Here is a 1,209-nt window from a genome sequence, read left to right on the forward strand (position 1 = left end):
AAGCGGCAGAGGCCGGGTTGGTGGTGTTTGACGCCGCACCCGGTCTGGATTCCGAAGCTGGTTACCGCCACCATGAGGCACAGCGGAAAAAAAGTAATATCGGAACCCAAATGGGCAACTTCTCATTCTTCAGCGAAGAAATGGCCGACCATCTGGTGGAGTTTGCCGGACACTGGCGGCCTGACCTCATCATCTACCCTCCGCTCGGAGTCATCGGGCCGCTGATTGCCGCCAAATATGATATACCGGTCGTGATGCAAACCGTAGGCTTCGGCCATACCCCCTGGCATATCAAGGGTGTAACGCGTTCGCTCACGGACGCCTATCGTCGCCACAATGTGGGGGCCACACCACGTGATATGGCCTGGATCGACGTAACACCGCCGAGTATGAGCATTCTGGAAAACGACGGTGAACCCATTATTCCGATGCAGTACGTCCCGTATAACGGTGGCGCGGTGTGGGAACCATGGTGGGAGAGAAGGCCCGAGCGTAAACGTCTGCTGGTGAGTCTCGGCACTGTCAAACCGATGGTTGACGGCCTTGATCTAATCGCCTGGGTTATGGATTCTGCCAGTGAGGTCGATGCCGAGATCATCCTGCATATTTCAGCCAATGCGCGGTCCGATTTGCGCTCGCTGCCGTCAAATGTTCGCCTGGTTGACTGGATACCCATGGGTGTCTTCCTCAACGGCGCAGATGGTTTCATTCATCATGGCGGAGCAGGCAATACCCTGACAGCGCTACACGCTGGTATTCCACAAATCGTCTTCGGCCAGGGAGCCGATCGCCCGGTAAATGCCCGCGTTGTTGCCGAACGCGGCTGCGGGATTATCCCTGGCGACGTCGGCCTGTCGAGTAACATGATCAATGCTTTCCTCAACAATCGCTCACTTCGCAAAGCCTCTGAAGAGGTAGCAGCGGAAATGGCGGCGCAACCCTGCCCAGGTGAAGTGGCGAAAAGCCTGATCACAATGGTACAGAAAGGGTAACCACTACACCTTCATGATAATCATATGCCAGCACCCATCCAGGAGTCATGCATCCATAACAATGCGGGACCGGAGCGTGCTGGCTTTTTTGCGGAACGATCCGGCCAGTGGATCGTATTTTACAGACGGAGGAGGCTTAATGCCTGCGAATCACACTCCCACACCGGCTCAGTCATGGATAGTTCGCCTAGCGCGCGTGTGCTGGGAACGTAAGAAA

The 1,209-nt window shown here is 55.8% G+C and carries 2 protein-coding genes; both read left to right on the forward strand.

The genetic code is table 11. The annotated features are described in order from the left end of the window. Positions 1–992: salmochelin biosynthesis C-glycosyltransferase IroB (gene iroB, locus RTW80_RS25580; RefSeq protein WP_312720856.1), on the forward strand; the 992-nt coding region annotated here is incomplete at its 5' end. A gap of 139 nt (positions 993–1,131) precedes the next feature. Continuing rightward, positions 1,132–1,209, forward strand: a 78-nt coding sequence (locus tag RTW80_RS31760; protein ID WP_409415316.1) for a hypothetical protein, incomplete at its 3' end; no start/stop codon positions are given.

Origin of the sequence: Escherichia sp. AM3, assembly GCF_032029835.1 — a bacterium.
GTDB classification, from domain to species: domain Bacteria; phylum Pseudomonadota; class Gammaproteobacteria; order Enterobacterales; family Enterobacteriaceae; genus Escherichia; species Escherichia coli.